14 protein-coding genes are annotated in these 26266 nt (G+C 47.4%); 2 read left to right on the forward strand and 12 right to left on the reverse strand.

Annotated features, from left to right (window positions below; genetic code table 11):
* Positions 1 to 28 precede the first annotated feature (28 nt).
* The 4 genes from EXN75_RS01280 to EXN75_RS01295 form a co-directional block, all read right to left on the reverse strand.
* Complete coding sequence (locus tag EXN75_RS01280) at positions 29 to 1831, reverse strand: chloride channel protein (RefSeq protein ID WP_134842484.1); 1803 nt, start codon at positions 1829 to 1831, stop codon at positions 29 to 31.
* A 38-nt stretch (positions 1832 to 1869) separates the two neighbouring features.
* Positions 1870 to 3456, reverse strand: a complete 1587-nt coding sequence (locus EXN75_RS01285; RefSeq protein WP_118116229.1) for a peptide chain release factor 3 — start codon at positions 3454 to 3456, stop codon at positions 1870 to 1872.
* A 44-nt stretch (positions 3457 to 3500) separates the two neighbouring features.
* On the reverse strand, positions 3501 to 4055 hold the full coding sequence (locus tag EXN75_RS01290) for a DUF4924 family protein (protein WP_118116231.1): 555 nt from the start codon (positions 4053 to 4055) through the stop codon (positions 3501 to 3503).
* Positions 4056 to 4135: 80 nt separating this feature from the next.
* Positions 4136 to 4813: a LysE family translocator gene (locus tag EXN75_RS01295; protein WP_134842485.1), complete on the reverse strand. Its 678-nt coding sequence runs from the start codon at positions 4811 to 4813 to the stop codon at positions 4136 to 4138.
* 120 nt (positions 4814 to 4933) lie between these two features.
* On the opposite strand from EXN75_RS01295, the gene EXN75_RS01300 reads away from it, so the two are divergent.
* Positions 4934 to 5914 (forward strand): ROK family protein, encoded by a 981-nt coding sequence (locus EXN75_RS01300; protein WP_134842486.1) that lies wholly within the window; start codon positions 4934 to 4936, stop codon positions 5912 to 5914.
* 295 nt (positions 5915 to 6209) lie between these two features.
* Positions 6210 to 7175: a hypothetical protein gene (locus EXN75_RS01305; RefSeq protein ID WP_134842487.1), complete on the forward strand. Its 966-nt coding sequence runs from the start codon at positions 6210 to 6212 to the stop codon at positions 7173 to 7175.
* An 11-nt stretch (positions 7176 to 7186) separates the two neighbouring features.
* Here the strand turns inward: EXN75_RS01305 and EXN75_RS17980 are convergent, their stop codons facing one another.
* The 8 genes from EXN75_RS17980 to EXN75_RS01340 all read right to left on the reverse strand — a co-directional run bounded on the left by EXN75_RS17980 (position 7187) and on the right by EXN75_RS01340 (position 26248).
* A complete protein-coding gene (locus EXN75_RS17980) occupies positions 7187 to 7465 on the reverse strand; it encodes a DUF5675 family protein (protein WP_246031254.1) in 279 nt (92 codons plus the stop codon).
* A 70-nt stretch (positions 7466 to 7535) separates the two neighbouring features.
* Entirely contained in the window at positions 7536 to 9746 is a 2211-nt protein-coding gene (locus tag EXN75_RS01310) for a glycoside hydrolase family 127 protein (protein WP_246031255.1), read from the reverse strand.
* 595 nt (positions 9747 to 10341) lie between these two features.
* Positions 10342 to 12891: a glycoside hydrolase family 2 TIM barrel-domain containing protein gene (locus EXN75_RS01315; protein ID WP_246031256.1), complete on the reverse strand. Its 2550-nt coding sequence runs from the start codon at positions 12889 to 12891 to the stop codon at positions 10342 to 10344.
* Between the two features lie 18 nt (positions 12892 to 12909).
* Positions 12910 to 14526 carry a rhamnogalacturonan acetylesterase gene (locus EXN75_RS01320; protein WP_167639422.1) on the reverse strand — a complete coding sequence of 539 codons (1617 nt, stop codon included), beginning with the start codon at positions 14524 to 14526 and terminating at the stop codon, positions 12910 to 12912.
* Between the two features lie 75 nt (positions 14527 to 14601).
* A complete protein-coding gene (locus EXN75_RS01325) occupies positions 14602 to 16662 on the reverse strand; it encodes a rhamnogalacturonan lyase (RefSeq protein WP_134842488.1) in 2061 nt (686 codons plus the stop codon).
* Positions 16663 to 17136: 474 nt separating this feature from the next.
* Positions 17137 to 21747, reverse strand: a complete 4611-nt coding sequence (locus tag EXN75_RS01330; protein WP_134842489.1) for a rhamnogalacturonan lyase family protein — start codon at positions 21745 to 21747, stop codon at positions 17137 to 17139.
* Positions 21748 to 22162: 415 nt separating this feature from the next.
* Positions 22163 to 24286, reverse strand: coding sequence for a hypothetical protein (locus EXN75_RS01335; protein WP_134842490.1), 2124 nt, complete (start codon positions 24284 to 24286; stop codon positions 22163 to 22165).
* Between the two features lie 135 nt (positions 24287 to 24421).
* Positions 24422 to 26248 (reverse strand): RagB/SusD family nutrient uptake outer membrane protein, encoded by a 1827-nt coding sequence (locus EXN75_RS01340; RefSeq protein WP_134842491.1) that lies wholly within the window; start codon positions 26246 to 26248, stop codon positions 24422 to 24424.
* Positions 26249 to 26266: the final 18 nt, after the last annotated feature.

Below are 26266 nucleotides of genomic sequence, written 5' to 3' on the forward strand. Positions count from 1 at the left end.
ACTCTTCCCTCTTCACTCTTCACTTAACCTACTCCGCCGACATATCCGCCACAATCTGGCGATAAGTCGAATAAAGCCGGGTACGGCTGATATATCCCTTCAGCACGCCGTTCACATCCACTACAGGCAACTGGGCGGCATCAGTTTCGTCAAATTTCTTCATCACTTCCTGCATCGGTTCGTGATCGCTGAGCACGGCTGAAGGCTGGAGCATCAGCTGCTTTACCTTGAAGCGCGTGTAGAGTTCCGAACGGAAGATGATGTGACGGATGCGGGTGATATCGATGATGCCCAGCAAGACGCCAGCCTGATTGACTACCGGAAGGAAATTATTGTTGCTGCGACTGATTTCTGACACCAACTTACCCATCGGCAGGTCGGGACTTACCGGATGATAGTCCTTCTCCACCACGCTCTGCATACCCATCAGCGTGAGGGCTGCCTTGTCGATATGGTGGGTAAGCAACTTGCCTTCCCTTGCCAGTCGGAGCGCATAGATACTGTGGCTCTCGAAGATGCTGATGGTAAGCAGCGAGCAGATGCACACGATCATCAGTGGGATGAAGAGCAGGTAACCACCTGTCAGTTCGGCTATCAGGAAGATGCCCGTCAGCGGTGCATGCATCACGCCCGTCATCACGCCTGCCATGCCCATCAGCGTAAAGTTCTGCTCCGGAATATAAACGCCTAACTTGTAGATGTTCCAGATGCGGGCAAAGAAGAAGCCAGCAAAACCGCCGATGAAAAGCGATGGAGCAAAGGTTCCGCCACAACCGCCTGAACCATTGGTTGCTGAGGTGGCAAACACCTTGGTGAAGGTTACCAGTCCGATATATAGCACGAGCAACTGACTGTGACCATAGAAGAGCGAATTGCTCATCACCATGTCCCAGTCGGCCTCTGTTCTACCCTTCAGCAGAATGTTGACTGCCGAATATCCTTCGCCATAGAGCGATGGGAAGAGGAAGATGAGACTGCTCAGGATAATGCCTCCGAAGAGCAGTTTGACATACGGATACTGCTTCAACTGGGCGAAAAATCCCTCGCAGGCCGACATGGCTCTCATGAAGTAGAGACTCACGAAACCGCAGAATACGCCCAGCAGGATGCACGCCGGCACACGGTCGAGCTCCCATGGGTCGGTGAGCGTGAAATCGAAGAGCGATTTCTCGCCCATCAGGATATAACTGAAACAGGTAGCCGTAACACAGGAGATGAGGATAGGCAGCAATGAAGCCATCGAGAGATCTACCATCAGCACCTCAAGGGTAAAGACGAGACCTGCGATTGGGGCTTTGAAGATACCAGCAATGGCGGCACTCGCACCGCATCCTACGAGCAGTATCATCGTTTTCTTGTCCATGCGGAATATCTGTCCCAGATTACTTCCGATGGCTGAACCCGTGAGCACAATCGGCGCCTCGGCTCCTACTGATCCACCGAATCCAATGGTGATACCAGAAGCTACTACCGACGACCAGCAGTTGTGTCCCTTCAGTTTCGACTGCTTGGCAGAAATCGCATAGAGCACTCTCGTGATACCATGAGAGATATTGTCTCGCACCACATACTTGATAAAGAGCGAGGTAAGATAGATGCCCACGATAGGAAACAAGAGGAAAAGCAGATTGTAGGTGCTTTTCTCAAAACCCGAAGTGAGCAATATCTGTATCTCGTGCACGATACTATGCAGGAAAAATCCGGCAACGGAGGCAAGCAGACCGATAACAAAAGCCAGGATAAGCGTCATCTGGCGGTCGGAGATATGCTCCTTCTGCCACGCTACCATTTTGGCTATTGTGCCCGGTTTTTCTGCCATTTCATCTATCATCTCTTATTATTTCTTTAAAAAGTTATCCTTTTATATTATTAGAATTCCGAAGTAAAGTGGAACTTGATATGCTCGAAGTCCTGCTGCGCCATGCTCAATACATAGCCTGAATCGGCCAGGAACACATCCCTGCCCTCGATATCCTTCGCCATGTACTGGTACTTGCGCTTCTTGAAGCTCTCCAATTCCTTCTCGTCATCGGCCTCTATCCAGCATGCCTTATGCAAGTGAACTGGCTCCCAACGGCACTTGGCATTATATTCGTTCTCCAGACGATACTGGATTACCTCAAACTGAAGCTGACCCACGGTTCCCACAATGCGGCGACCATTAAACTGGTTGACAAACAACTGTGCCACACCCTCGTTCATCAGCTGCTCCAATCCCTTCTGGAACTGCTTGCTCTTCATCGGATCATCATTCTCGATATACTTGAAGAGCAGTGGAGAGAAGGATGGCAAACCGCGGAAGTGAATCTTCTCACCCTCAGTCAGCGTATCACCGATCTTGAAGATACCATTGTCTGGCAAACCTACGATATCGCCCGGATAAGCCTCATCGATGGTACTCTTGCGCTGCGCCATAAACTGGGTTGGCGAAGAGAAACGCACGGTCTTGTCGAGGCGCACGTGATAGTAAGGCTGATTGCGCACAAACTTGCCCGAACAGATTTTGCAGAATGCGATGCAGGAACGGTGGTTAGGGTCGATATTGGCAGTAATCTTGAAGATGAAACCCGTAAACTTAGGCTCCTCAGGCTCCACCATGCGCTCCTCTGCCTTGGTAGGTCTTGGCGATGGAGCTATCTGAACGAAACAGTCTAAGAGTTCCTGCACACCGAAGTTGTTCAATGCAGAACCGAAGAACACAGGAGCCACCTCGGCAGAGCGATAGGTCTCGACGTCAAACTCAGGATATACGCCATCCACCAGTTCCAGTTCCTCGCGCAACTGGGCAGCCTCGCGCTCACCTACTCGCTGGTCGAGCTCCTCAGACTGCACATCCACCTCCACCTTTTCGGTTACGCGCTGCTTGTTAGGCGTAAAGAGGTTGAGCTGGTGCTCGTAGATATTATACACACCCTTGAATCGGGCGCCCTGTCCGATAGGCCATGAGAGTGGACGAACGGAAATCTTGAGTTCCTCCTCCAGCTCATCGAGCACGTCGAACGGATCACGACCCTCACGGTCCATCTTGTTGATGAAGATGATAACCGGCGTATTGCGCATACGGCACACCTCCATCAGCTTGCGGGTCTGCGCCTCCACACCCTTGGCAGAATCCACCACGATGATGGCAGAATCCACGGCTGTAAGTGTGCGGTAGGTATCCTCGCAGAAGTCCTGGTGACCCGGAGTATCGAGGATGTTCACCTTATATGGTTCGCCAGACTGTCCGTCTGGGAGATAATCAAACTCCATCACAGAAGTAGATACAGAGATACCACGCTGCTTCTCGATGTCCATCCAGTCGGAAGTGGCAGACTTGCGTATCTTATTGTTCTTTACGGCACCAGCCACCTGTATCTGTCCACCGAAAAGCAAGAATTTCTCGGTCAATGTTGTCTTACCAGCATCCGGGTGAGAGATAATGGCAAACGTTCTTCTTCTTTCTATTTCTTTCATCTATGATTTATATGATTTTAAAATGTATATATAATAATGTATAACTACATGTCGTCATCGTCAAATTTCAATCCCTCGGTACGATCCTTGATATAATAGTCGCTGAGCAGTCCCACGAAGGTAGTTATTTCCTTGATGGCACGCTCTGTTTCCGGAGTAATCGGCTTCTTCTGCAGTCGGAGCAGCATCACTCCGTAGAGGGCATCCAGACAGGTTTCTATCTCGTTGACGTCCTTGTCGCCCCTGTTGCGCAGTTCCACGATGAATGGCAGCACCTTGTAATATTCGCCATTATAGATAGGGAACTTGGTGCTCTGCAGCAGCATGCCGTGCAGGTCGATCACGTCCTGGAGCAGCACCTTGTTGATATTGAGATGTCCCGATTCGCGCTTTCCCTCCTCATTCATCATGCGGATGAGATTGCCAAACCAGTCGATTTCCTCCTCCTTCTGTTCCGGAGTGAAATCAAAATTTTCGATATAGTGCTTCTTGATAACTGGGAGCGAACAGCCGCAGGCACGGATGATATCCTCCACCTGCCACATATACAGGAGGTATTCTGCTATACTTTTCTTCTTTAATTCCTGAGCTACAAACATCTTTTTTTAATTAGAAATTAGAAATGCTATATTTCAAATCAGAAATGTTATATTCCAAATTAGAAATTATACATACTCCCTTAGAATTCCGGGAGATGATAGAGATTAAACACGGTTCCGACGAGAGCGATAAGCGAGAAGATAATCACGATACTTCCTATTACCTTATTAATAATAAGGATGCCGTTGGTATCAAACTTGCCCCTGATCTTGTCGATGAGCCATGTGAGACCGAACCACCACATCAGCGCTCCGAACATGATGCTCAGATAGCCCACGCTCATCTCCAGCGGCATATCCGGCACTACGAAGGCAAACTGGGCAAAGGTGGCCATGAAGAGGAATACGATGAGCGGATTGGAGAGCGTAACGAAGAAGGCGGTGATGGCATTGTGCCAGAGCGTGCCCTGCTTCTTGCTGCTCTGATGCATGTTCTTCGTAGGATTGCTCTTGAAGCAATATACGCCGAACACCAGGAGCAGAAGGCCTCCGAAAATCTGCAGATAGAACTTGTTTTGGGCATTATTGACAATGTCCATCACGAAACTCATTCCCAAACCCGTGAAGAGTGCATACACGATATCGCTGAAAGCGGCACCGACACCCGTCACGAAACCAAACCAGCGGCCCTTGTTCAAAGTGCGCTGGATACACAAGATGCCAACAGGTCCCATTGGGGCTGAGGCAATCACACCTATGATAATTCCCTTGAATATAAAATCAAGTATATTTATCTGAATCGGAAACACTAAATTCATAACAAGGCGCAAAGTTACAAAAAAAAGGCCATATCTTGTAATTTTTTCGTGTAAAACTTTGTTTGTTACAAACTTTTTTATATCTTTGCACCATAATTCTAACTAAATAAATAGAAAAACATGACAGAGAATGCACTTAAGCCATATGTTATAGGTTTGGACCTGGGAGGTACCAATTCCGTATTCGGCATCGTAGATGCTCGTGGCGAAATAAAAGCTACTACTGCTATCAAGACAGGTGGTTATGATGATGTTAATGACTATGTAAAGGCTGCCGTGGAGGCTCTCCAGCCTATCATCGATACCGTGGGTGGTATCGATAAGATTAAGGCGATGGGTATCGGTGCTCCTAACGGCAATTACTATAGCGGAACTATCGAGTTCGCTCCTAACTTGGCTTGGGCTCACGATGGTGTAGTGCCTTTGGCTAAACTCTTCAGCGATGCGCTGGGTGGTCTGCCTGTGGCTCTTACCAATGATGCCAACGCAGCTGCATTGGGCGAGATGACCTACGGTGTGGCTCGTGGTATGAAGAATTTCATCGACGTGACACTCGGTACGGGGGTTGGTTCCGGCATTGTGATTGATGGCAAGATGGTCTATGGCTGCGATGGTTTCGCAGGCGAGTTGGGCCATGTCGTCATGGTTCGCGGCGAGGAAGGTCGTCTCTGCGGTTGCGGCCGTAAGGGATGCTTGGAGGCTTACTGCTCTGCTACTGGTGTGGCTCGCACAGCCCGTGAGTTCCTCGAGAAGAGCGATGAGCCATCTTTACTTCGCGATATGAAGCCAGAAGATATTACTTCTTATGATGTCAGCATAGCTGCTGGTAAGGGTGATGCTTTGGCTAAGCGAGTATATGATTTCACTGGCAAGATGCTGGGTGAGGCTTGCGCTGATTTCGCTGCGTTCAGCTCTCCTGAGGCATTCGTATTCTTCGGTGGTCTTACCAAGGCTGGTGACCTCCTGATGAAGCCTCTCAAGGAATCTTACGACAAGAGTGTATTGAAGATTTTTAGGGGCAAGGCTAAGTTCTTGATCTCTACTCTCGATGGCAGCTCTGCTGCGGTACTTGGTGCCAGTGCAGTGGGCTGGGATTTGTAAGATATTTCTCTTTAATAAGCATAAAGTTTTAAAAAAAAGCATTTTGTATATTGATATTTTCGGTATACCGCTATCGTGAGATAGTTTTTTTGTGTGAATAGTACTCCCGGAGATTTACTCTGGGAGTATTTTTCGTATTTGCAGACTGTAAGTAAATGACACGATCTTTAAGTTCTTAGTAAACAGAGATTTATAGTCCATATCAAGGGATTTGCATCCCATATTCAGGAAAGAATCATATCCTATGTTCAGGTAAGGATTGTATTCAATATAATAAATAATCAAACAAGTAAAAATGAAGAAAATTTACACACTGGCTAATATGGCCAAAGGTATGATGCTCGCTGCCCTTCTGGCAGTAGGCACAACTGCTCTTGCGCAGAATGTTTCAGGTAACACAGAAAATGGTACTGTTGAAGGCAATGAAAATGGTAGCAACGAGAATGAAACTTTCGCTCCTGCTGCTGAAAGCTCTTGGCTCCAACCTGTAAAACTCGTTGGTAATGGTCAGAAGGCTTACATCTACAACGTGGCTACTAAGACTTTTATCACCGGTAAGACTGCTACCGTGAAAAATATCGAGAATGCAGACGTCTGGACGATTGATGGCGATAAAACCCGTTGTTTTACTTGCGATAACAAGACAAAAGATCACCTGTTCTTGGAATATATCTATATATTTCCTGTCCACCAGTGGCATGCAGAGGTATCTGACGACAGAAAAGCAACAGATTTTACCATCGTAAAAGGTTCTACAAAGAATAGCTATAAACTCACAAAATATAAAAAAATCACATTAAACGGCTCACAAACTGCCTACTTCAGCGTCAGCGGTGAGAAATACGTGGCAAGCACAAACCCTTCTATTGACAATGACTGGTATATCATTTCTGCAGACCAGAAGGATGCCTATACAGAATATACTTCTCTCTTCACTGAGGCTGCAAGCCTGCTCAAGAACGAGAAGCTGAACGATCAGGAATCTGTTCTGGGCGCTATCAAAACTGCATTGCAGGAGACTACCAAAGGTACTTTCGATACCTCCAATGCTGACATCAATAAGCTCAAGACAACTATTGCAGCTGCCAAGAAAGCGATTGAGGACATCACTAACGGTATCAGCAATACCTCCGACAATCTCGAGAATGCAGAAATTACTTCTATCTATAGCGCCAACGGTACCCGCAAAGCTCAGCTGACCAAGGGTATCAACATCATTAAGATGAGCAATGGTGCCGTCAAGAAGATTTTAGTGAAGTAAAACAATAAGATTCAGACGATGGTGATCCAGACCGCCACACCCTGATCGCTCGCCGCCATGATGGAGGTGATGAGCTTCGTCAGCGTGGCACGAGAGGAGGTCAACCTGCCCACTATCGTGTTCTCACCCACGAGAATGCAGCCCCGCGTATCTGCCGCCATGTTGCCGCTATGTATGCGTATGCCAGTGAAAACCGGCACGCCTACCAGCAGCGGAAACCAGCGACGGAAGCGGGGCGATTTCGTTATGACCACTGGATAACTGCCCTCGGGAATGGCCGTCAGCCCCACTACCTTGCGAGCCGGAAACCTCCGAATTAATTCCGTGTCATCCGATGAACAAAAAATGAATCGATGAGACCTACTTCTCCAAAACCTGCAAATCCTGATAGAACCAGACATTCATCTGATTAGCACCTCTATGATTCCAAGCATAATAAGGAATCAATGTGAGTTTCTGATTCTTCACAGAAACCATGCCATCAGCAGCATGATCGAGCACCTGAGCATCGGTCTGGATAGCCTTCACAGAGAACGCAGGAGCGCCCTGAGACTCAGTATTAGAGATGCTATAACCATCTATCACTGAAAAAGCCGGATTCTTGGCTACAACGCTGCGAAGTACAGGAGCGCCATCATTATCCACAGCCTCTGCGCAATACACTAATGGACCACGCTCTACTGCCACCTTACCTCTGTCGTCAACCACTTTTCCGTTAGCCACAACCGTGCGTACAGGCATATCAAAATGGATGCGGATCACATCACCCTTCTTGATATTCTTCACAGGCAGATACCCCTTGTTGGCAGACAGATCAGCCTCCACAGCCTTGCCGTTCACGCTCACGCTATAAGCAGGTTTCTCGGCATCACTATACTTATAAAGGTCGCTCGGAACCACCTGATTGCGAACCCATCCAGGAATGCGCACCAGCAGATTGGTACCCTTCACACCACTCTTCTTTACCAAAATCTTGATATCGCCATTCCAAGGATACTCAGTAGTCTCCTCCAGCACCACTTCCTTGCCCATCACCTGGATGGTAGAAGTATTTCCGGCAAAGAGATTCACGTAGATATCCTTGTCCTTCACGCCATAGAGATAACCCGGCAATGAAGGGATGAAACGGCTCAGATTGCTCGGACAACAGGCGCAGCCAAACCAAGGCTGGCGGGTGGTGGTACCGTCGGCATTAAACTTGTATTTGCCATCGCTCGACAATGGATTTGGATAGAAGAAGCGGCCTCCGTCCATGCTCATGCCCGAAATCACGCCATTATAAAGTGTGCGCTCCAGACAGTCGATATACTTGCTCTCGCCATGCAGGAGGAACATGCGCTCATTGAGATACACCTGGGCAATGGCAGCGCAAGTCTCGTTGTAGGCAGTCATGTTAGGCAACTCATAGTCAGCACCGAAAGCCTCTCCAGCATGACGGGCACCCACACCGCCCGTGAGATAATACTTCTTGGAAACAATATTGTTCCAGATGCGGTCGATGGTCTTGATATAATCCGAATCACGCGTCAGGGCAGCCACATCAGCGATTCCGGCATACATATATCCGGCACGCACGGCATGTCCCCAAGCCTCGTTCTGCTTCAGGATAGGCTTGTCACTCTGGCTGTAGGCATCGTGGATAGAGGTAGTACCGCGGGCATCGAGGAAGTATTTAGCCTCGTCGAGATACTTCTTTTCGCCCGTAAGGGTATAGAGGCGGGCAAGTGCCATTTCGGCTATCTGATGCCCCGGCACAACCCTGTGCTGACCGGCTTGAGGACCCACCTCCCTGATCACACAGTCGGCATATCGCTTGGCTATATCGAGGAATTTTCTGCTGCCCGTAGCCTGATAATGGGCGCAGGCTGCATCCACCATGTGACCGAGATTATAAAGCTCATGGCTCAGCACTTCCACCTTGCTCCAGCGGGTAGCACCCGACCAACCGTGAGGATGTTTCGGATTGATGGTTCGAGCGGTATAGAGATATCCGTCAGGCTCCTGCGCAGCGCCCACCACATTGAGCACACTGTCGATATAGGCCTTCATCTTCTTGTCGGGATAGGTCTGCAGGATATAGCTGGCTCCCTCGATGGTCTTATAGACATCGGTATCATCAAAAGAGAAGCCCATAAACTTGCTCACGTCCCACTCCTTGGTATCGAGACCGGCATGTCCCGGATGCTGCAAGGTATAGGCAGCCATCTCGAAATTCTTGTAGCGGTGCTCGCTCTCGCACTTGCTGAAAGCCAACGGCACAGTTACCTCTCGGGCAGCCTTCAGACGCGCACCCCAAAAGGTATTCTGAGCGATTTTCACACTGGTGAAAGGTACCTGAGCAAAGGGATAACCATTGTCCAAAACCTTGGTTTTCTGGGATGCAGAAGCCTTAGACTTCACTGAAGAAGCCTTGACTAAAGCATTCGCAGACTTAGCTGAAGAAGCCGTGGTAGATGCACCAGCAGACTTGGCTGAAGAAGCCGTGGCAGCCATAGCCGAAGCCTGCAAAGCAGCAGGAGCTAACATTGCAGCAGAAAGTAAGACTGCAGAGAAAATTCTTTTTTTCATCATTTTATTAGGTATTTTATAGTTATATTATTGTTGCGACTAATAAATCTATCCATAGTTGTATCAGAGTCCCGATATGGATGCAGAAACCCAAAATGGATTCAAAAACCCAATTATTATATAATACGATTAACGTAGCATATTTACTTTTTAAAGTGTGAAATCGACAACAAAGTCGTTTTCGACTGCAAATATAATAAAAAAAATAAAACAAAACAGATAATTATAAGTAAAAATGAGCATTTATCACGAAAATCACAACAAATACCCACTTTATAAGAATCATTATACCCTATCGGGAGTAGCCTATGTTTTATAAGCTTATTTTATACCCTATCGGGAGTAGCCTATGTTTTTGAAGCTTACTTTATACCCTATCGGGATGAAAATAGATATAAAAAAAACAGTTTTTTACCACTCTCAGCGATATCAATATCAGTAATATCAGTTTTTTTTGCATAAACAAAGAAAGAAAGGTTCAAGAAACTATCCAAGACCCCTAAAAAAAACAAGAACCATTTAAAGAAAATCAAGAACCCTTAAAAAAAATTCCCCAAAACCTTTTAATAAAAGATTTCAAGGAACTTTTTTCAAGACACTATTTTGTAACTAATACAATTCTCTTTGTTTTCAGATTACCTTTCTGAACGCCCGATGCAGCAGACTTTTGACCAGACACCGCATTCTCGCAAGCAACTGTTAATTCAACCTTAGACGGCTGAGTTCCTGCTCTTAAGATCACAAGCGCAGAACCCTGATAGAGCGCACGCTCGGCAGTCTTGTTCAACTGCTTCTTGCCCACGTGCAGTTCATCCGAATTAATATTTCCGTTATCCACCGCCACGATATCCGCATCACCCTTCACCGTGAAAGTCAACTTGCTGAATGCGTTCTTATCCTTCAGATCCATCACTCTCCTGCCTTTCTTATCTACAGCATACACTCTCACGTGCATCAGATCCTGTCCGTCAGCATGCCAGGTCTCAGCATCAGGCACCATCTTCAGCGCCACTGCCTCGCCCGTAGTCTCTATCTGATGGCGAGCCACAACCTTGCCATTCTTCCGGGCCACAGCCAGCAGAGTGCCAGGCGCATAAGCGATGCCGTCCCACTTGATGCGAGCACGCAACTTAGGGTCGTCACTATTTTTCTTCACACCCAAACTCTTGCCGTTCAGGAATAGCTCCACCTCGTCTCCATTGGTATAGGTATAGAGCGAAACCTTCTCGCCTTCCTCCCGATTCCAGTTCTCAGAAAGCTTGCCAGCCGAAACATTGATGCCATTCCACTGCACATTGCCACCAGCCTTCTCAATGATGCCGATATGCACAGTAGGTTCGTCAGAGAACATACTTTTCACGAAATAAGCATCCGGTTTCGGTTGCAGAGACAGGTCGAAAACACCCTGATTCCAGCCCTTAACAGGCCATCCCATACTCTCGCCCAGATAGTCGATGGCACCCCAGTAGGCTAACCCGAGCACCTTATCACGATCCATCTCATAGAAGTTAGGACCCATCGCAGCCGTGCTCGCCTCACTCTGATAGAACGTCTTTTCCGGATAGCGCTTCATGTCGCCCGGAAAGTACATATACCTATAATTATAGGAATTCACCTCGGTAGCCACAGCCAGATCAGCTGGAATAGAATCAGTATCCAGATTGCGATAGCGCGGATGCATGGCCACGGTAGTGAGACGGGTGTCGTCGTAGCGATGGAGCAGTTGCTTCTGCAGTTCATAAGCCGTCACACCCCAGTCGTTGAAAGGCAGATTGGAATACTGCTGCAGTTCATTACCCAAACTCCAGAGCACCACAGACGGATGATTTCTATCTCGCTTCACCCATTCTGGAATATCCTTCTGCCAGAGACTCTCCCAATCTACTCTGCCACCAGCATACTGCGCCAACCACTTATCATAGAGTTCATCCACCACGAGAATACCCAATCTGTCGCAAAGTCTAAGGAAGTCTTCGCTATAGGGATTATGGGAAGTTCGCACATGATTGAATCCGAACTCTTTCATCATCTTGAGTCGCATCTCAATGGCACGTGGATAGGCTGCTGCACCTAACGCACCGAGAGTATGATGATTGGCAAAACCCTGCAGGAGCACCTTCTTGCCATTAACGAGCAGACCATGCTGCGGATTCATCTCGATGGTTCTCACGCCAAACGGTTCTCGTATCTGGTCAGCCACCTTACCCTCGTTATCGTAAAGCGTAACCTCGGCAGTATATAAATAAGGTGTATCGCACGACCAGAGTTTGGCATTCTCTATCTTGATAGCTGGCAGTTCATACTCTCTGTCGCGCCACTTGGCATTGAAATCCACATCCGTTTTCTGCTGCGCCACCACATGGCCGTCAGCATCCAAGATTCTGACTTCTACAGGAATGAAAGTTCCAGCAGCCTTTGCCTTTTTCTGCTGGTTGAAGATGTTAGCCCGAATCTTCACTTCCTGATTGTTGACGGTACGGATGAAGAGCGGATGGCGAGGGAAATACAAATCCTTGTCGGTGACGATAAGGTTGACATCCCGATAAAGTCCGGCACCGGTAAACCAGCGGGAGTTGTTCGGATTGCGGGTATCTGCCTTCACTGCAATCTCATTGACTTCGCCAAACTTGAGCAACTTGCTCACATCTACATCAAAGCCGAGGTAACCATAGTCAGTACCTCCTATTCGCTTACCATTGAGGTAAACATCGCCCACGAGCATGATGCCCTGGAAATCGAGGAGAATGCGCTTGCCTTTCCACTCGGCCTTCGGAGTCAGTTCATAGCGATACCAGCCTATACCCATTTCCTTAAAGCCACGTGGGCTCAAACGGCTGCGAACGTTACTACCTGCATCACTATTATCAGGACGTTCGCTGGCATCAGGAGCCACCCAGTCCTGTCCAATCAGGAAATCGTGAGGCAGGTTGACTACCTCATCGTTAGCCTGCAAATTCTTCAGCATATTCACGTCGGAAACATCCCCACGATGGAACTGCCAACCTCTGTCGAGAGAAATCGTATCTCGGACTGATGCAGAAGCATTGCCAGCAAATACAGAAGTATTACCAGCAGATGCAGAAGCAGTGCCAGCAGATGCAGAAAGCAACATCAGCAGGCCAGAATAGAAAAAATATTTTGCTGTCATATATTTCATTCAAAATTATTATTTCAAATATTTAGCCAATGGGCTCTTCATTTTCTTCAATCCTTTCGCCACGCACTTTGCGTTATGACGAGCACCCTTGAGAGAGGTGTGCGTATGATCCTTCTTGTAATATTCTTTCACTTTCTCCTTGCCTATCTTATCATAAGAATCGGCAGCGATATTGTGAAGGTCGAGGAAAGGAACTTCGGTCTCTGCCACCACCTCTCTGTACCACTTGCCATAGGTATCGTTGCGGCGCTCCATCTTGCCGTGTGGCCACTCATTGCGAGGAGTCAGGGAAACCAAAATAGGATGAGCACCCTTCTCGTAAACGTCCTGAATGAACTTCTTCAGATACCAGCCGAAAGAATAAACTACCTCAAACTGCTTGCTCTCCTGCATCTGATAGACATTGCAAGTATCCTTAGCACAAGGAATGGAACCGCGCATCTTCTTATCGGTCAAGGAACAGATGTCGTTATGACCGAACTCAATGAGCACATAGTCGCCCGGCTGCAAACTGTTATATACCTTCTCCCATCTGCCCTCATTGAGGTAGGAACGGCTGCTGCGACCCGCCTTGGCAGCATTCACACAGGTAATCTTCTTAGGATTGAAAATGGTATAAGCCTGAGAGCCCCAGCCCCACATACCATCCTCTTTCTTGTCAGCATTCTTTACGGTACTGTCGCCAGTAAAGAAAACCACCGGCTTGCCCTTCTCTCGCTGAAAATTCTCCACTGGAAGAGCCACATTGATCATCATCGCCTGCAACGGAGCCAGACTCGGGTCCTTACTCTCTGCCAATCCCTCTGCAGCCGAACGGGCATTCATCATCGCTCCGAAACGGGAGGTGTGGATATGGTCCTTGAAGAAGTGATACTTCTCCTTCCAATGACCGTAACTGTCGAGTTTGGCTGCCGAAATCTCATTCAAATCTACAAAAGGAACGCCCTCCTGCTCTGCCACCTGCTTCGCCCAGAGACCGAAAGTCTTATTCACGCGCACAATCTTATCATTCTCATCATAGGCATCACGAGGAGTAAGCGACATCAGGATAGGATGAGCACCGAGCGCCTTGCAGTCGTTGATATACTTGCGCATATACTCGCCGTAGGTATAAACGGTCTCCTTCACGCCCGTCTCCTTGATGGTGACATTGAGCGAATCCTTGCCGATGCCAGGAATGCTGGCACGCGCACGACCGCTATCGTAAGGACCGTTATCGTTATGACCGATAGAGATGATCACCCAGTCGCCAGCCTTAATACCCTTGCGCACATCTGGCCAGAGACGGTTGTAGAAAGTACGGCTGCTCATGCCTCCGAGCGCCTGATTCTCAACCGTAATCTTATTCTCGTCAAAGAACTCGTGTTCGTAATAGCCCCAGCCCCACTGGCCGTTATTTCCATTGCCCAGGGTGCCATTGCGCATGGTAGAGTTGCCTATCAGGAAGAGTACAGGATTGTTGCCCTTTCTGCTGGTTCCAGGAACAATGCGGGCGGTCATCGCCTTGTTGAGACTGTCCACTGTATTGTCAATCACATGGTTTACATCTTCCATCGGTTTTGCCACCTGGGCAAAAGAAGCAGTTGTTGCCGCCATCAGCGACATTGCAAACAATATTCTTTTCATTAGCTACGTATTTTTATCAAATTATTATCGTTATATTATATACAAGAGAATTCTTCACTCTTCGTTCTTCATTCTTCACTTAATCCTTTCTGCATGATCAGGCAGATAATATCCCAGATGAGGAGGTTGATTATATCCCACATTTTGCCAAGCCACACTCAGGCGATAGATGTGATCGTGCATGAGCGTAGGAATGCGGTATTCCGTCGGGATATTCGTAGTGAAAATATTCAGATGAGAGGCATCGCTCTCGTCCCAGTAGATCACCTCCTCGCGCCAGTCACCGAAGATATCAGCCTGCAGATTAGGAGTAGCCTTCGTCCAGTTGTTGCTCACAGAATGCCCCATTTCACTGAGATGTTTTCCGTTGCTCAAAGGCAGCGGTACGGCCTTCTTTCCGTTCCATTTCTGTAGGTACGGAGCAAAATGCGGTCTGCGGCCATTGGCAAGCAGTTCGTCCTGCAGGTCGCCATCCCAATAGATTCTAAAGTTCATCGCCGGCATTTGTGAAGGATTGTCAGCAATCACTTTTCCATGACAATCCCTTACTTCCTTTCTGTCCAGGCTCCACATTTCAAAGCCCCGATGCCGCCCGTCAATATCCGCAGCCACACCCCTTCCGGTATCATCTCTATCCAGCGTACGGTAGAGAATCTCGCCAGTACGGGCATCCCTATAATCAGAACCATAAGGCCGCTCTTCGTGTACCATAAAGACTTCCAACCCCGGTCTGTCTGGGTCGAGATCAGAGAGATGGAGCGCATCACCATGGCCGAGCCCCGTAGAGTACAACAGACTTCCATCGTGATTGACCGCAGCCGAGCCATAAGTAATCTCGTCGCATCCATCACCATCCACATCTCCTACTGCCAGGCTGTGGGCGCCCTGTGCAAAGGCCGTCGCAGAGAGCCCATGCGCCTCCTTGATTACCTTGCCTTCGCCATCCATCACCACCCAGTCGTGAGGAGTGAGAGAAGCATGCAACCACTTCGTCGTCAGTTGTTTACCATCGAAATCCACTGCCCAGAGATAAGAACGGGTGTAGTATCCTCGGCACATCACGGCACTCGGCCGATGGGCAGCTCCATCAAGATAAGCCACGCCAGCGAGGTATCTTTCGCCACGGTTGCCATAGTTGTCCTTATCGCCCCAAACAGACGAATAAGCAGGAAAGCCATCAGCCTCAAGTCGTTCACCCTCAGCCACTTGTCTTCCCACACCGAAAGCTCTGTTAGGATTATACCAGATGGTATGCATCGCCTTACCCGTTTCGCCATTGAAGACAGTGAGCAGTTCCGGACCATTCTTGATGCGCCCCCTACGGTTGCGATAATCAGCCGCATTATCGAGCGAACGAATCTCTGTATCAGTAGCCGATTCGCTAACAAACCTGCCCTGTCCATCGATACTTCCAGCCGAAGTCTTGCAAATCATTTCAGACTTTCCATCGCCATCAAAGTCGAAAACCAAGAACTGGGTATAGTGGGCACCGGCACGGATATTCTTGCCAAGATTGATGCGCCAGAGCTGTGTTCCGTCGAATTTATAACAATCAAGAATCACATCGCCCGTATAGCCATCGTGGGAATTGTCGTGAGAGTTGGAAGGGTCCCATTTCACTATCAATTCATACTCACCGTCACCATCCACGTCGCCCACGCTACAGTCGTTCGGAGTGTAGGTATAGACCCTGCCATCGGGAGCAGTGCCACCCTCAGGGCGGTTGATGGGCAGCGACTTATACAGATCAGTCCAAGGCTTCACTGGTTTAGAAACCTCCCGTTGCATCTGTACATCCATCTTCGGCTCATTCTGATAACTGATCAGGCGATAAGAATGTGCAGGAGAACCTTTTACATCAGTAAAGTTGGTTGCCCGGATATGATGAGCAATCACTTTTCCATCCCGCTCTATATCAAAACAGACATTCTTGCTATCCGTACCGAGGAGTCGCCAACTGAGATAGATTCCCTTTCCGGCAGCCGGCAAAGCCACCAGCCCACGGTCGGGACGTTCCATCGGGAATTGTGAAGGTTTCTGCCCATATACATTACTGTTCTGTCCATAAGCGCAATCATTTCCAAAAGCGCAAAAGACAGTAAGAAGCGAAAGAATATATAATTGTCTTTTTCTCATCAGTAGATTGTCTTTTCAGACATTTATTATAAATTTAGAATTTCTCTGCAAAAGTAAAAAAAATAATGCAATTTTCGCTCTATATTTTGCTTATTTTTCTCTATTTTTTGGCAGCGGCTTTTTTTAAAGGTAAAAAAGTAAAAAGGTAAAAAGGGATAATGAAGTGAGAAGTGAGAAATGAGAAATGAGAATAGAGGAAAGAGATGGAAGGGAAGGAAATTGAAGCAGGAAAAATCTGTGTAAATCTGTGAAATCTGTGGGACATATTCCACTCTCAGGGGGTATCTGCAACGACCGAACAGGTCGCCTCCGCGTAAATCCGTGAGTAATCGACGTAGCAAGAATGCCTCCAATGCAAAAAACATGAAGAAAAATAAGAGGGCGTGCCATAGACTTATGACACACCCTCGTTTAGATTTCATTAACTATATTATAACCAGCAAACTAAAGTCTTTACTGAAAATTTTTCTTGGATTACTTCAAGGTAACCTTGATAGTTCCCTTAGCAGTACGGACAATGTACAAGCCAGGAGCCAAACCACGACTCTTCAAGTCGCTCTGCAAGGTAGCCATAGAAGTTTGCAAACTTGTCATGCGGAAGCCGTTGAGCGTATAGACATCTGCCTGGAATGAACCAGCGTCGAAACCGATCTCACGGATACCTGTAGCATTGGCTACATAGACAACTCCCTCTGTAAGGAACTTGCTTGTATCCCAACCCAAACCAGCAGGGAGCGCCTGCAAGTCAAATTTAGGAGTACCGCTGATCGTGCCTGCACAGTCAACAACACGCACATAGTCACCCTCTGCAGGAGTCCAACCATTCGCATTGTATGTGACATTGATGGTACCATTCAGAGTAGCATTGCCACCTACCTTCAGATATGCCCAGCCGAGACTCTTGCTTCCTGTATATGCATTGACAACGAGAGAATCTGCCTTTGCCTTGTTCACATAAATGCTGGAACCATCGTAGGCTACCAGGTTCTTCTGAATATTGATAACGCCCGCATTGCTGGTCTGAGCTGTAGGCAAATTGCTGCCTGGACGCAAGATACCACCTTTCAGGAGATTAATACCCAAAGAGCAACCTACACCGCGAAGTTCACCACTGCCCTGTACATAGAGGATAGTTGGAGCAGTCATGGATGCAGTTGCAGCTGCCTTGTTCAGTTTCACGACTCCATCCAGAATCTTCAGCGACTTGGCATTGGCAAGTACATTCTCAGTAGAGATGGTCCAGATACCCGTACCATTCTTCACCACATAGCTACCATTGATAGAACCCTTGAACTCAAAGTTCGTATTCTTGCCACCAATCGTCAAAGTATTGGTACCGGAACCGAAGTATCCACCATTACTGATATAGCCGGAACCTGTCAAGGCACCGATAGCAAAATTCTTGCCGTTAGTGCAGAATGCATAATCCTGTGTAAATCGGGAATCTACATTGAGCGTTGCCAAAGGAATACCATAGCTGTTGTTGAAATCAAATACTGGCTCGTAAGCATTCTTGCTTCCACGCTTTGCATTGATGGTTCCGGCAAACTTACTCCAGTCGCCCTTGAAAGGACAGCGGATCCAGGTGCCGTAGATATCAATGGTTCCCTCACCGGTCAGCTTACCGGTATAGTCGCAACGTCCATCAGGATACCAGATACCCGACTTACCCTTAGGCACCTCGATATTCACATTATCCGAGTTGCTGCTGTAGATACTGTTATTTGCCTGCAGCACCACCTTGCTGCCATTCAGCACAATCGTCTTGCCATTGAAATGGGCATCCTGGAAGTCATAGATAGTTCCGGCATTGATATAGAGCTTGTCGAAATCGGCTGCACAGTTGAGCTGCAGTGTACCACTACCCAACTTGTAGAGATCGCGGTTGGTTCCCTTATTCATCTTGCTGATACCGCCATTCACAATCAGGTTTGTACCTGTATAAGTCTCTATCTGACCGCCATTCTCGCCCAATACAATAGGATGAGAAGAAGTCATGGAAGCATTTACCCACAACTTACCCAGGTTGGACATGGTAATGGTATTGTCGGCTGCACCTAACGAACCATATTCGAGACCGTCCTTATTGGCAAGCGTTGCTGGTCGGAGATAACCGCCATCAATATAGGTACCGCCCGTATATCGGTTGGTATTCTTGATATTGACTGCACTCTTACCCTTCAAAGTAACAGAGCCATTACCCTCGATAGCACCATTGCCAGACAAGGTATATACCTTACTGTTATTGTTGAAGACGATGTTGCCAGGAGCGAGGTCCTCATTGATCTTTACATCAGACTTAACGGCAGTATCATCGAAGGTTACGTTGTCACCCGAAACGAATTTCTTATCGGAAGAATTGAAGTTCTCCGACTCCATCAGGTCCCATATAGAACCGTTGGCACCAGTCCAGACAACAGACTCGCTGTCGCGTGAATTGCTCACCGTAATAGTCAACTTGCCATCAGCATACTTTAAACTGTATTTCTCGCCAGAGAGGCCTTCCACAGTGATGTCAGCCAAGTTGCCAGTCAGCTCACCTACCTCTGCCAGTGTATAGGTACCAGGCTGAGGAGCCGATGTAAACTCAAATACTGGAGCAGAATACTGAGGACCGTTCTCCCAGTTCTTCTTCTCGATACTCATCTTGGCAGCAACCAGCTTATCTACATTCTCGCCGTTCACATCGAAGACGACGCGGGCACCGAAACCGAGCTGGAGATCGGAAGTAGTCAGCGTACCTATCTGGTCCTTTCCGCCAGGACGGATGACAGAACCATAGTCAGCCTTGATACCGCCCTTGAAGTTACCGCCGTTGGAATTCAATTCAGCAAAGCGGTTCAGCCATACCGGACTCTTCTCCATCGTTCCGTCAAACTGCAGTGTACCTGCCCATACATCGGTCTTTCCGGTGTAGGTCTGGGTTACGTTAGGAAGAACGAGTGTACCGTCTCCCTGCTTCACTAAGCGCATGTTGCCAGAGAAGGCACCGCCAGTGAGGGTATGAGTATAGTAAGTATATTTGATTTCAGTATCCTTGGTTCTGCACTCGCTCGGAGCCGTACCCTGCACCCATGAAGGAGCATTGTCGGTAAAGACAGCAGGAGAAGCACCTTCTGCCACGCTTACAGTGGCATCGCCAGTAGTAGCGAGAAGAGCATGCTTGCCGTCCAATGTCTTGGAGATAGAGGAACCGACCTCTTCACGACCAGTGGTGGTGAGTGGTGGAGGAGCTATCGTGATGCCTTCCAGTTCACCGAGGAAGTAAGAAGCATGAGGAGGCTGGTTGTAGCCGCATGGCTGCCATACCATCGCATTGCGGTACTGATGATCGTACCACAGAGAGTAGTTGCGCCAAGGAGTTGGAGTGGTCGTGGTATAGATGCGGATGTTGTTACTACCCGTGCGCTCTATCACTTCCTCACGCCAGTCGCCGAACACATCGCCCTGGAAACAAGGAGTAGCCTTGGTTCCGTTGTTGGAATAAGCACCCATCAGAGTTTCTAATGTTCCCTTTCCCGGCTTGGTTATCTCTGTATTATTGAAGCACTCCTCCTGAAGGTCGCCATCCCAATAAATACGGAAGTTCATGCTGAGGCCATTGGTATTTCTTGTTACATGGTCATTGGTAATGGTAGATATCGGCGTATCATGCGCACTGTGACCTACGGCGCCCGGAATATCATTATAGAAATTACCAGCCAGACAGCGACCATCATCATTGGTATCTGTCTTGCGATAATATATCTTGCTCGTAGTTGCATCGCGATAGTTGTTGGAAGGAGCATCCTCATTACAAGCAAACATCTCCTGACCATGGATATAAGGATTAAAATCACTTACATGCTGAGCATCGCCATGACCGAGACCAGTAGTAGAAAGTCCCATTCCGTTATCGTCGATAACCATAGAACCGTATACGATTTCATCACGTCCGTCCCAATCCACATCGGCTACGATATAGTTGTGATAACCCTGACCATACCAAGGAGACCCCGGCTGGTTATTGGTCCACTGCCAGCGAACTTTCAGGGCATGAGTATTAGGATCTACATCGTATGCTATAAACTTATGACGGGTATAGATACCACGCGCCAGGAAGATACTTGGATGCTTGCCATCGAGATAAGGAGCACCAAAGAAGAATTTGTTGGAACGGTGGCCGTAGCCATCACCCCAAGCAGCCTTCAGATCAGTCTCGCCTGCTTCCAGACGCTTCAGAGGATAATCTATGCACTGGTATGGCTTACCGGTAGCACCCTCGCAATACCAGAGGAACTCCTTGCCATAATGGGTAAACCATTCTACGCTTCCTTCAGCCTTTGGCTGGCGATAGTTAGTCCATGCAGAACCATTCTTGCCGTCAGCACCAATGGTATAGGTAGTGCCATCAGCCATGTGGACAGTAGAGCCTTCTTCAAGTCGCATTACGACTTCTGCCTTGCCGTCCATATCCCAGTCGTAACCTACGATATTCTGCTCATTGTTCTGGAAGTCGCCCATGTTAGGACCACAGTTCACCCACCAGAGAATCTTACCGTCCTGCTTCAGACAGGCCAGCATAGTATATTCCCGGGTCTCCACACCATTGATGGTAGGTCCATTCTTCGGATAAAGCTGTTCACTTTCCTGCTGGTTGGTGAACTTCATCAGAATCTCCAACTCGCCATCGCCATCCACATCAGCACAGCAGGCATCGTTAGGGATATAAGTTGACTTCAGGGCAGCAGGATACTGGATTTTTACTTCCTTATAATTAGTATTGAAAACTGTAGCTTCCTTGGAAGCAGATTGCTCTACCCCGTTCACTACTGCCTTTACGGTATAAGTGCTGCTTGATGAACCAGACTTGTCTGTAAAGTTGGAAACATCGAGGGGTTCTGAGTTTACTTTCATACCATTTCTGTAAAGATTGTACTTTACATCATAGTATTCATCGGCCTGGATACGCCAAGAGCAGTACACACCATTTGTGGTTTGCACTGCAATGAGTCCACGATCCAACTTATCGGTAAAGCGCTGGGCATTTGCTCCCATACTAACCAATAATGCTAAAGCAGATGTTGCGAGTAGTTTTTTATTCATTATTGTAGGTTTTATTGTTTTTATTCTTGTTTATTGTCGATTTATATCGATTATTGTTGTTTTATTCAGGTTTAACTGATTTGTTGGCAAAAGTACACAGAATATTTGAGAAAGCATCCATAAAATATGATATTTAACCTTATTATTTTGAGAAAAGGGAAGAAAAAAATGACAAATTAGAAATGAGAAATGACAAATGAGAAATGACAAGAAAAGAAAATTAGAAATTAGAAAGACAAGAAAATGACAAATGAGAAATTACAAATGAGAAATGAGAGAGGAAGGGAAAGAGGACAAGAAAGAGAAAGAGGAAAAAGAAAGGGATGCATCCCTGCATCCCTTTACACAAAATAATTGATTCAATCTCGGCAAATTATAAAAACCATAATTGCCAATGCTTTATCTATGAAACAAATTACTTAAGCTGAGCACCTGCTACAGAGAATGTCTTGCCATCCTTGACGATAACAACACCATTCTTGGTTACTACCTTCTTCACTGCTGAAGCTGAGGTCTCTGCTGTATTTACATTCTTGATACCAGAAACGCCTGGCACAAAGCCCTTGTAAGTCATTACCTTTACATCGCAGAGAGCTGTATCGTAACGGTTGAGGTTGAAATTCTCACCTGCTACACAAACAGTTGTCTTGTTGCAATCACCCTTGTCAGGACGGTCGTAACCACCACGAGTATGAACAATGTAGAAGTTTGGCTTCTCTACATCATCAGATGTATATTTAGCGTCGAGACTTAAAGCAGCATTGGTAACAGCTATGTTGTAGTAAACGATACCCTCGTATGGGAAGATGCTCCATGCAGAAGCTTCATACTTAGAGTTGGCAATGAAGTCTGCAGTTGGAGCCAATGGAGCAAATGCTGTTGTTGCATCCTCAGGAACCTGAACATTCCACTTGGCATTGTCGGTACCAATACTTGCCATATCAAAGATACCAAAGCCCTTCTTGGTAGATACATAGTTAGCTGCATCTGCCTCTGTGCATGCAGTAGAATTACCATTTGCATCATAACCATACATTTGGGTTGAATAAGCGCGGTCCCAGTGTGACTTGTTGGCATTATCAACAATCTCAGTTACAGTGAAGCCAGTCTTTGCTGCATCGCACTCCTCCTTAGTCCAAGCGTAGTCCTTCTTATCAGCTACTACGTACTCAACGTTGTTTTCTACAGTTACTTTCTCTGATGGAGCGTACCAAGGCATCTCTACAGGGTGGGTACCGTCGTATGAATAAAGTTCCAATGAACCCTGACCATCCAATGCAATAGTCTCACCTGTCAACACATTACCCTCAGTTGTCACACCACCAACAGTCTTCTTATAGTGGATAGTAACTGTAGGCTTCATCAAAGTCTCAGAGTTATCAGCCACAATCTGATAAACCTTCTTGTAGCCCTCTTCTACATTTACAATTGAAGCAGATGGAGTAGGCATGGTAATCTGCTGGCAAACTACATCGTTGACAACCTCGTTAGACTTGTTGGTCTCGTCATCCTCAAGAGTTGTCCAAACTTTCAACTGACCAGTCTTGTTGCAGAAGATAATCTTAGAACCACCTTCACCGCTGGTCTCCATCTCGCGGGTATCAATTGCATCGCTATAAGCTACAGAGCACTCCTCACCATCAGCGTAAGCTGTACCATCAATACCCTCAGCATCACCGAGCTGGGTCCAATGCAGGGTATGGCCCTCTGGGAATGTTACGTAATAGGCACGCTGCTGACCAATAGCTGCAAGCAAATCTACAGAAGGCTCCTGAGCAAATGGACCCTCTGCCTCGTAAGAAAGACCGATGTTAGAGAGCTGGTGAGTAGAAGTACCGTTCATACCGAATACGAAGATACCGGCACGATCCTCTTCGCAAGTATAGTTGTGAACACCTGTCTTCAAAGGATTTCCTTCTGCATCAGAAATGGTATAGGTAGCTGTATTAGCTTCAGTATTGATAACGACAGCAAACTTATAAGTAGTCTGGCTTGAGAGGGTAAGAGTCTCCTCTGTAGTCTGGCTCCAGTCGTTCTTTGCTGTTGGCTCCTCGTTAATCCAAATAGTGTAATCACCATTAGCAGCAGCAGGCTTCTCACCTACTCTCCAACGGAAGAAATAGTCATCACCGTCGTTAACCTTGTACCAGTGATAGTTATGAGTACTTACACGAGTATCAGTAGGAGTACACATATCAACAGGAAGGAGCACAAACTCCATGTCTGCACGGGCAGCCATGTTAGACATGTTCAAGTCCATGGTGAACTTGTAGGTGTGATTAGGAAGAGTAGCAGGATCTACACCAGCCCATGCAGCCTCATTCCAGAAATAGTTGAGCATACGACCACCATTCTTCTTGTTCTGTACCTCAAGATAATCCTTACCTGGTGTTGCTGCGAAGTTACCTGCATCCTGGATAATCCAGCCCTCAGACATCTTATCAGTTGGCACCTTGAAGAAGTACTTGTCCATCACCTGAGCCTTTGCTGTCATTGCGAATACAGCCAAAAGCATTGCAATAAAAGTAAACTTTTTCATTGTTAAAACGTTTAGTTGTTAATAATTTGTATTTAATATTTTGTCCTATTCCCCAATCATCTGCCCACCCGAAGGTGGGCGAAATGATTTCGGACAGGAAATTCAATACTGTTTTTGGGGCAAGAAACCAGATACTTACCATCCAGGGTTCTGCTGGATAGCATAATTGGATTTCAAAATCTCGGTCTGAGAGAATGGGAACAGATTCCACTTGCTCTCCCACTGTCCATCGCCACGAGTCACAGCCACCTTATTATATATATAAGAGCCATCCTCGTTCTTGGTGATTTCCATGCGATGGATGTTCATGAACTTATCGCCATCCTCCATCCAGCGACGCACGTCATAGAATCGGTGTCCCTCAAAAGCGAGTTCCACACGGCGCTCGTTCTTGTACTTTTCCCAGAAAGCCTCGTTGCTCATACCTGTTGCGATGGCTGGCATGCCGGAACGCAGGCGGGTCTTGCTCGCCATCTTGGCTGCAGTCTGGGTAGCCGGTACATTCACGGTTGTCTGGTTGCCTTCTTCATCGGTAATCACTACTGCACCACTCGCATCGGCTGCATTGGCATTGCCGCAGGCCTTGAAATACTGGAAGAGAGCCTCTGCATAGTTCAGATACATACCGCCCATACGGAAGGTGAGCCAACCGTGAGGAGATGTGGTAGCTGCATAACCGGAACGACCACGGAGAATCTGGTCTGCATTACAGAACTTCTTCAGATAGTAACCGGTTGTAGTAGCATATGCCTTTCCTGCTGCATTACCTGTACGGGAATGATAACCACCTGTATAGGTTTCGATAGTAGGATGCTCACTATTGTAAGCGGCCAGATCATTAGGCCATGCTTCGCCATTCAGTACAACGGTCTTGGCAAGACGTGGATCACGGTTGTCGTATGGCTTTGTCGCATCATATAAGCTGCTTTCCGCGATGCTCTTACCATCGGTACACTCAAAGGCATCTACCAGATCCTGTGTAGGACAGTTGCCGCCCTGACCGGAAGAATAACCTACTGGGAAGTTGTAGCCCTCAAAAGAACTGGAAGAAGCGGTGCGGCGCGCAAAGAGTATCTCCTTGGTACTGGAAGCATCTGAATAATACTCCGTGCCCCAAAGGTCCTCCAAGTTGGTAGCTAACCCGTAGCCCTTAGCCTCTGCAGCATCGATAAGTTCCTTATTGGCAGCCACGGCGATGGCCCAGAGATTCTTCTTCTCTTCTGAGGTCTTGCCCTGTGTGAAGAGTGGTGAGGCATGATAGAGAGCTGCCTGAGCCTTCAGCGCCAGAACGGCATACTTGTTGGCGCGGGCGGTCTCTGCCTTGGAGAGAATCATATCCGACTTACCTGCATAGTCTTCGATAATCTTGTCCTTGATATCATCACACTCGCTGATGATGAAGTTGAAGATTTCGTCGGCACTGGTTCGTGGAAGTGCTGTCTCCTCGGTACCTGTGGTATTGTGAACCTTGAAAGGTACACCGCCGTACTGGCGAACCAGGGTGTAATAGAAGTAAGCACGTGCCCAGCGAGCCTCATACTGATAATTGTTGTAGAGGAACATCTGCTTCTCATAATCGAGATTGAGCTTAAACTGGTCGAATTCAAGATTAGACCAGTTGTCTATCACCTCATTGCAGTAGGTAATGCCCTCATAAGCAGATTTCCAGATGGTCTGGTGAGCATTGACAGGACTCCAGTTGCCGTTGTAGAAATCCTCTACTGCATTGCCATCGTGGCTATATTCAGACTCATCAGTAGCAGAGGAAAGCATGGCTCCCGAAAGGTTACCCCAGTCGGTATCGATATCGGTATATATCGTGGTCATCAATCCACCCACGTATTTGAACGAGCGCTGGATGTATTCCTTGTCGTAGGCTGTATATTCATTGTAGTCCATATTACAAGAAGACAACGTCATGGCAGCCAACACAAAGCAAAATAGTTTTTTATTTACTTTCATAATCGTAATTTCTTAAAT

The organism is Segatella hominis, assembly GCF_004535825.1.
Classification (GTDB): Bacteria; Bacteroidota; Bacteroidia; order Bacteroidales; family Bacteroidaceae; genus Prevotella; species Prevotella hominis.